This window comes from Streptomyces sp. KLMMK (assembly GCF_036961605.1).
GTDB classification, from domain to species: domain Bacteria; phylum Actinomycetota; class Actinomycetes; order Streptomycetales; family Streptomycetaceae; genus Streptomyces; species Streptomyces telluris.
In genome coordinates, this window is the sequence record NZ_JBAMDC010000360.1 from 1 (window position 1) to 6,545 (window position 6,545).

A 6,545-nucleotide genomic window follows, 5' to 3' on the forward strand; every position below is an offset into this window, starting at 1 on the left:
GGTGCGCACGGACGCGGCGTGGCGCTGGCTGGCCCACGAGCTCACCGGAGCGCGGTTCCGCCGGCTCCTGCCGGAGACCGCCCGGCTCCCCGTCACCCGCCACGTCTACCCGGGCCTGCGCGCCCTCAACTTCACCGTCGGCGGGCTCCTCGGCGCCGGCGTCGCCTCCCAGGCCCGCTTCGACCCGCAGGCCAAGGCCCTGGGCGAGTGGCTGCGCGCCCGGCACATGGACATACCGGAGGTGCTGCTGTGACGGCGCTGGTGTCCCGGCTCGACACCTCGGGCGCGGAGTACGCCGCCCACCGGACGGCGATGCTGGAACGGCTCGACGCGATCGCGGCGGAGCACGCGCGGGCCCTGGCCGGAGGCGGGGAGAAGTACGTCGCCCGGCACCGGGCGCGGGGCAAGCTCCTCGCCCGAGAGCGGGTGGAGCTGCTGATCGACCCGGACACGCCGTTCCTGGAGCTCTCCCCGCTGGCCGGGTGGGGCAGCGACTGCACGGTGGGCGCCTCGCTCGTCACCGGCATCGGGGTGGTCGAGGGCGTCGAGTGCGTCATCACGGCCAACGACCCCACCGTGCGCGGCGGGGCCAGCAACCCCTGGACCCTGAAGAAGGCCTTGCGGGCGAACGAGATCGCGTTCGCCAACCGGCTGCCCGTCGTCTCGCTCGTCGAGTCCGGCGGCGCCGACCTGCCGAGCCAGAAGGAGATCTTCATCCCGGGAGGCGGGCTGTTCCGGGACCTGACGCGGCTGTCGGCCGCCGGGATCCCCACCGTGGCCGTGGTGTTCGGCAATTCGACGGCCGGGGGCGCGTACGTCCCCGGCATGTCGGATCACGTGATCATGGTGGAGGGGCGGTCGAAGGTGTTCCTCGGCGGGCCGCCGCTGGTGAAGATGGCCACGGGCGAGGAGAGTGACGACGAGTCGCTGGGCGGTGCGGAGATGCACGCGCGCGTGTCCGGTCTCGCCGACTACTTCACCGTCGACGAGCTCGACGCGCTGCGTTCGGCACGGCGTGTGGTTGCGCGGCTCAACTGGCGCAAGGCGCATGCCGATCCGGAGATCGGCGAGCCTCCTCTGTATGACGAGGAGGAGCTGCTCGGCATCGTGCCGGGCGACCTGAAGGTGCCCTTCGATCCTCGCGAAGTCATCGCGCGTGTGGTGGACGGGTCGGACTTCGACGAGTTCAAGGCGCGGTACGGGAGCAGTCTGGTTACCGGGTGGGCCGGTATCCACGGGTATCCCGTGGGGGTCCTCGCCAATGCGCAGGGTGTTCTCTTCAGCGAGGAGTCGCAGAAGGCCGCGCAGTTCATCCAGTTGGCCAATCAGCGCGACGTGCCGCTCGTCTTCCTGCACAACACGACCGGATACATGGTCGGGCAGACCTACGAGCAGGGCGGCATCATCAAACACGGCGCGATGATGATCAATGCGGTGGCGAACTCCAGGGTTCCTCACCTGTCGGTGCTCATGGGGGCCTCCTACGGGGCCGGGCACTACGGCATGTGCGGGCGGGCCTTCGACCCCCGGTTCCTGTTCGCCTGGCCCAGCGCCAAGGCCGCCGTCATGGGGCCGCAGCAGCTCGCCGGGGTCCTGTCGATCGTCGCCCGCGCATCGGCCGAGGCCAAGGGGCTGGCGTACGACGAAGACGCCGACGCCGCGCTGCGGGCCATGGTCGAGCGGCAGATCGAGTCGGAGTCCCTGCCCGCGTTCCTCTCCGGGCGGCTCTACGACGACGGCGTCATCGACCCGAGGGACACGCGGACCGTGCTGGGGATGTGCCTGTCGGCGATCCATACGGCGCCGGTCGAGGGCGTGCGGGGTGGGTTCGGGGTCTTTCGGACGTGAGGGTGACGTGAGGGTGAGGGGATGGGGAGGGTGAGGGTCGAGTGATCGGGTCGCTGCTTGTCGCCAACCGGGGCGAGATCGCTTGCAGGGTCTTCCGCACGTGCCGGGAGCTGGGCATTCGTACCGTCGCCGTGTACTCGGACGCCGACGCCGGTGCGTTGCACGTACGGGAAGCCGATGCGGGGGTGCGGCTGCCCGGGGTCGCTGCCGCGGATACGTATCTGCGGGGGCACGCCGTGGTGCGGGCCGCGCTCGCCGCGGGCGCGGACGCCGTGCATCCGGGGTACGGGTTCCTCTCCGAGAGCGCGGAGTTCGCCCGGGACGTGGAGCGGGCGGGGCTGGTGTGGATCGGGCCGCCGCCCGGGGTGATCGAGGCGATGGCCTCGAAGACGCGCGCCAAACGGATCATGGCGGAGGCGGGGGTGCCGGTGCTGGCGGCGTCCGCCGGGGAGGCGCCCTTCGGGCAGCCGCCGTTGATCCTCAAGGCCGCGGCGGGCGGGGGCGGGCGCGGGATGCGCGTCGTACGCGACCCCGCCCTGCTGGAGTCCGAGCTCGCCTCCGCGCGGGCGGAGGCCAAGGCCGCCTTCGGCGACGACGAAGTCTTCGCCGAGCCGTACGTGGAAGGCGGGCGGCACGTGGAAGTGCAGGTCCTGGCTGACGCGCACGGGGGCGTGCGGGTGCTGGGGACGCGTGACTGCTCCCTGCAGCGGCGGCACCAGAAGGTGATCGAGGAGGCGCCGGCCCCGGGGCTCCCCGAAGAGCTGCGGGGGGTGCTCGGCGAGGCTGCGGAGGCCGCGGCGCGGGCCGTCGGGTACGTGGGGGCCGGGACGGTGGAGTTCCTGGTGAAGGACGGGCAGGCGTTCTTCCTGGAGATGAACACGCGCCTGCAGGTGGAGCATCCGGTGACGGAGGCGGTGTACGGGCTGGACCTGGTGGCACTGCAGATCCGGGTGGCGGAGGGGGCGGCGCTGGACGCCGTGCCGCCGGGGCCGTCGGGGCCCTCGGGCCACGCGGTGGAGGCTCGGCTGTACGCGGAGGATCCGGGGGCCGGGTGGCGGCCGCAGACCGGTGTGGTGCGGGAGCTGTCGGTGGGTGCGGGTGCGTCTCGGGTCCGGTGGCGGGGGCTCCGGGGTGGGGGTCCGGGGCCGTATATTTACGGGCCCGTGCCCGGCGGTGCAGCGGAGCCCTCTTCCGCATCGGGCCCGCAAATACACGTCAGCGCCCCGGACCCCAACCCCTGCGCCCCCACCCCCTCCCGCCGTACGCCACCAGCGGCCGGTGCCCCCGACATCCTTCAACCGGCGGGTGGGTGGGCCGAAGGCCGTGCCGCAGGCGCGGGATACCTTCGCGTTGACGCGGGTGTCGGGTCCGGTGACACGGTCACCCCGTACTACGACCCGCTGCTCGCGAAGGTGATCGCCTGGGCTCCCACCCGGCCGGAGGCCGTCCGCCTCCTGGCGCACGCGCTGGAGCGCGCCCGCATCCACGGGCCCGTCACCAACCGCGACCTCCTCGTACGGTCGCTCCGGCACGAGGAATTCGCCGCCGGGCGTATGGATACCTCTTTCTACGAGCGGCACTTGACCGGGCTGACCGCACCGCGCGCCGACGGCGCGGCAGTCGCCGCCCTCGCCGCGGCCGTGGCGGACGCACAAGGCCGCTCCCGTTTCGGCGGCTGGCGCAATCTTCCTTCCCGGCCGCAGGAGAAGCGCTACCGCTCGGAGCCGGACGGCACCGTGCACACCGTGCGCTACCGCCTCACCCGGCACGGCCTGGAGGCCGAAGGCGCCACCGGCATCCGGCTGGTCGGAGCGGACCGCGGCCACGTGCTCCTGGAGGTGAACGGCCTCCGCACCCCGTACGCCGTGTCCGCATACGACGACCGCGTATACGTGGACGCTCCGTCGGGCGCCCACACGTTCACCTCCCTGCCGCGCTTCCCCGACCCCGGCGCCGTGCCCGCGGCGCCCGGTTCCCTCCTGGCGCCCATGCCGGGCACGGTGGTCCGCCTCGCGGACGGGGTCGCCGAGGGGTGTGCGGTCGAGAGGGGCCGGCCCCTGCTCTGGCTGGAGGCCATGAAGATGGAGCACCGCATCGTCGCTCCGTCCTCCGGCACGCTCACCTCCCTGCACGCCGCCCCCGGCCGCCAGGTCGAGGTCGGCGCCCTGCTCGCCGTCGTCACCGAGGATCCGAAGGAGCCGTTGTCATGAGTCTCGCCGAGACCCGGGAACACCAGGATCTGCGCGCCGCCGTCACCGCCCTCGGGAAGCGGTACGGGAGGGAGTACGTCACCGCTGCGGTCCGCGACGGCAAGCACACCGACGAGCTGTGGGAGGAAGCCGGCAAGCTCGGCTACCTGGGCGTCAACCTCCCGGAGGAGTACGGGGGCGGCGGCCGCGGCATGGCCGAGCTCGCCATCGTCCTGGAGGAGCTCGGCGCCGCGGGCTGCCCCCTGCTGCTCATGGTCGTCTCGCCCGCCATCTGCGGCACGGTGATCGCCCGCTTCGGCACGGAGGAGCAGAAGCGGCGCTGGCTGCCCGGGATCGCGGCCGGGACGACGAAGATGGCGTTCGGCATCACCGAGCCCGACGCCGGATCGAACTCGCACCGCATCACGACGACCGCGCGGCGGGAGGGCGGCGGGTGGGTTCTCAGTGGTCGGAAGGTCTTCATTTCCGGCGTGGACGTTGCTGAGGCGACGCTGATCGTGGGTCGTACGGAGGACGAGCGGACGGGGAAGCTCAAGCCGTGCCTGTTCATCGTGGACAGGGACGCCCCCGGGTTCCGGAGGAGCTCGATTCCTATGGAACTCGCCTCCCCCGAGAAGCAGTTCGAGCTCACTCTCGACGGTGTGCGGCTGCCCTCCGATGCCCTGGTCGGTGACGAGGACGCCGGTCTGCTCCAGCTCTTCGCCGGCCTCAATCCCGAGCGCATCATGACCGCCGCCTTCGCCATCGGCATGGGCCGCTACGCCCTGGGCCGGGCCGTCGGCTACGCCCGTACGCGGACGGTCTGGCGCGAGCCCATCGGCGCCCACCAGGCCATTGCTCACCCCCTGGCCCAGTCGCACATCGAGGTCGAGCTCGCCCGGCTGATGATGCTGAAGGCGGCCCATCTCTACGATTCGGGTGACGACATGGGGGCGGGCGAAGCGGCCAACATGGCCAAGTACGCCGCCGCCGAAGCCGCCGTCCGCGCCGTCGACCAGGCCGTGCACACCCTCGGCGGCAACGGCCTCGCCTCCGAGTACGGGCTCGCCCAGCTGCTCACGGCGTCGAGGGTGGCGCGGATCGCCCCGGTCAGCCGCGAGATGATCCTCAACTACGTGTCGCACCACACGCTCGGCCTGCCCAAGTCGTACTGAGAAAGGCGGCATACGTGAAACTGGTCCACCGCTCCTCGGAGCAAGGCATCACCACGCTGACCCTGGACTCCCCGCACAACCGCAACGCCCTGTCCTCCCGGCTGGTCGCCGAGCTGCTGGAGGGCCTGGCCGAGGCCGCGGAGGATGCCGGTACGCGTGCGGTCCTGCTGAGCCACGCGGGCAACACCTTCTGTTCGGGCGCCGATCTGAGAGAGACGGGCACGGACGGGCCGCAGGCCCTCGTACGGCTGATGCGCGCGGTGGTGGAGCTGCCCAAGCCGGTGGTGGCCCGGGTGAACGGCCATGTGCGCGCCGGCGGGCTGGGGCTGCTGGGGTCCTGTGACATCTCCGTGGCGGGGGAGGCGTCCTCCTTCGCCTTCACCGAGGCCCGGCTGGGGCTCGCGCCCGCCGTCATATCCCTGCCGCTGCTGCCGCGCCTGGACGCGCGGGCGGCGGCCCGCTACTACCTGACCGGCGAGCGGTTCGGGGCGGCTGAGGCCGTACGCATCGGGCTGGTCACGGCGGAGGAGCAGGACCTCGGACCGGTCCTGGACGGGCTGCGGCGCGGCTCGCCCCAGGGGCTCGCCGAGTCCAAGGCCCTGGCCACGGCCGACGTGCGGCGGGCCTTCGACCGCGATACGGCCCGGCTGACCGAGCTGTCCGCCCGGCTCTTCGGCTCCGCCGAGGCCCGCGAGGGCATGACCGCCTTCCTGGAGCGCAGGGAGCCGGAATGGACGCGCTGAGCCTTCCCAAGCAGGACCGCAGCCGCGCCACGCGCCGGCGCCTCCTCGAAGCGGCCATCGCCTGCCTCGCCGAGCACGGCTGGGCCGGCTCGACCGTCGCCGTCGTCGCCGAGCGCGCGGGCGTCTCGCGGGGGGCCGCCCAGCACCACTTCCGCACCCGGGAGGACCTGTTCACGGCCGCGGTGGAGTACGTGGCCGAACAGCGGTCGGCCGCCGTGCGCGGCCTGCTGCCCCAGGTGCAGCTGATCATCGGCCCGGCCCGTACGCACCTGGCCGTCGGCCAGCTCGTGGACCTGTACACGGGCCCGCTGTTCCGCGCGGCCCTGCAACTGTGGGTCGCCGCCGCCAACGACGACGCACTGCGGGCCCGGGTCACCGAACTGGAGGCGCGGGTCGGCCGGGAGGTCCACCGGATGGCGCTGGAACTCCTCGGCGCCGACGAACGCCGCGCGGGCGTGCGCGAAACGGTCCAGGGCTTCCTGGACATGTGCCGGGGCCTGGGCCTCGCGACCCTGCTCACCGACGACAGCGCCAGACGCGACCGCGTGGTCCGGCACTGGACGGGCGTCCTCAGCGACCTGCTGTGAGGC

6 protein-coding genes are annotated in these 6,545 nt (G+C 72.8%); all 6 read left to right on the top strand.

Annotated features, from left to right (window positions below; translation table 11 throughout):
• Positions 1-253, top strand: a 253-nt coding sequence (locus V7793_RS30895) for an AtuA-related protein (protein WP_443058028.1), incomplete at its 5' end; no start/stop codon positions are given.
• Positions 250-1,848: an acyl-CoA carboxylase subunit beta gene (locus tag V7793_RS30900; RefSeq protein ID WP_336012786.1), complete on the top strand. Its 1,599-nt coding sequence runs from the start codon at positions 250-252 to the stop codon at positions 1,846-1,848. The genes V7793_RS30895 and V7793_RS30900, both read left to right, overlap by 4 nt.
• Before the next feature lie 41 nt (positions 1,849-1,889).
• A complete protein-coding gene (locus V7793_RS30905; protein WP_336012788.1) occupies positions 1,890-4,058 on the top strand; it encodes an acetyl/propionyl/methylcrotonyl-CoA carboxylase subunit alpha in 2,169 nt (722 codons plus the stop codon).
• Positions 4,055-5,212: an acyl-CoA dehydrogenase family protein gene (locus V7793_RS30910; RefSeq protein ID WP_336012791.1), complete on the top strand. Its 1,158-nt coding sequence runs from the start codon at positions 4,055-4,057 to the stop codon at positions 5,210-5,212. Before V7793_RS30905 ends, V7793_RS30910 begins: the two co-directional genes overlap by 4 nt.
• 14 nt (positions 5,213-5,226) lie before the next feature.
• Positions 5,227-5,955 (top strand): enoyl-CoA hydratase family protein, encoded by a 729-nt coding sequence (locus tag V7793_RS30915; protein WP_336012794.1) that lies wholly within the window; start codon positions 5,227-5,229, stop codon positions 5,953-5,955.
• Positions 5,943-6,542, top strand: a complete 600-nt coding sequence (locus V7793_RS30920) for a TetR/AcrR family transcriptional regulator (RefSeq protein ID WP_336012797.1) — start codon at positions 5,943-5,945, stop codon at positions 6,540-6,542. Before V7793_RS30915 ends, V7793_RS30920 begins: the two co-directional genes overlap by 13 nt.
• Positions 6,543-6,545: the final 3 nt, after the last annotated feature.

Coding starts and splice junctions, on each gene's coding strand:
- V7793_RS30910 (WP_336012791.1), top strand. CDS start 4,055: ATGAGTCTCGCCGAGACCCGGGAACACCAGGATCTGCGCGCCGCCGTC.
- V7793_RS30920 (WP_336012797.1), top strand. CDS start 5,943: ATGGACGCGCTGAGCCTTCCCAAGCAGGACCGCAGCCGCGCCACGCGC.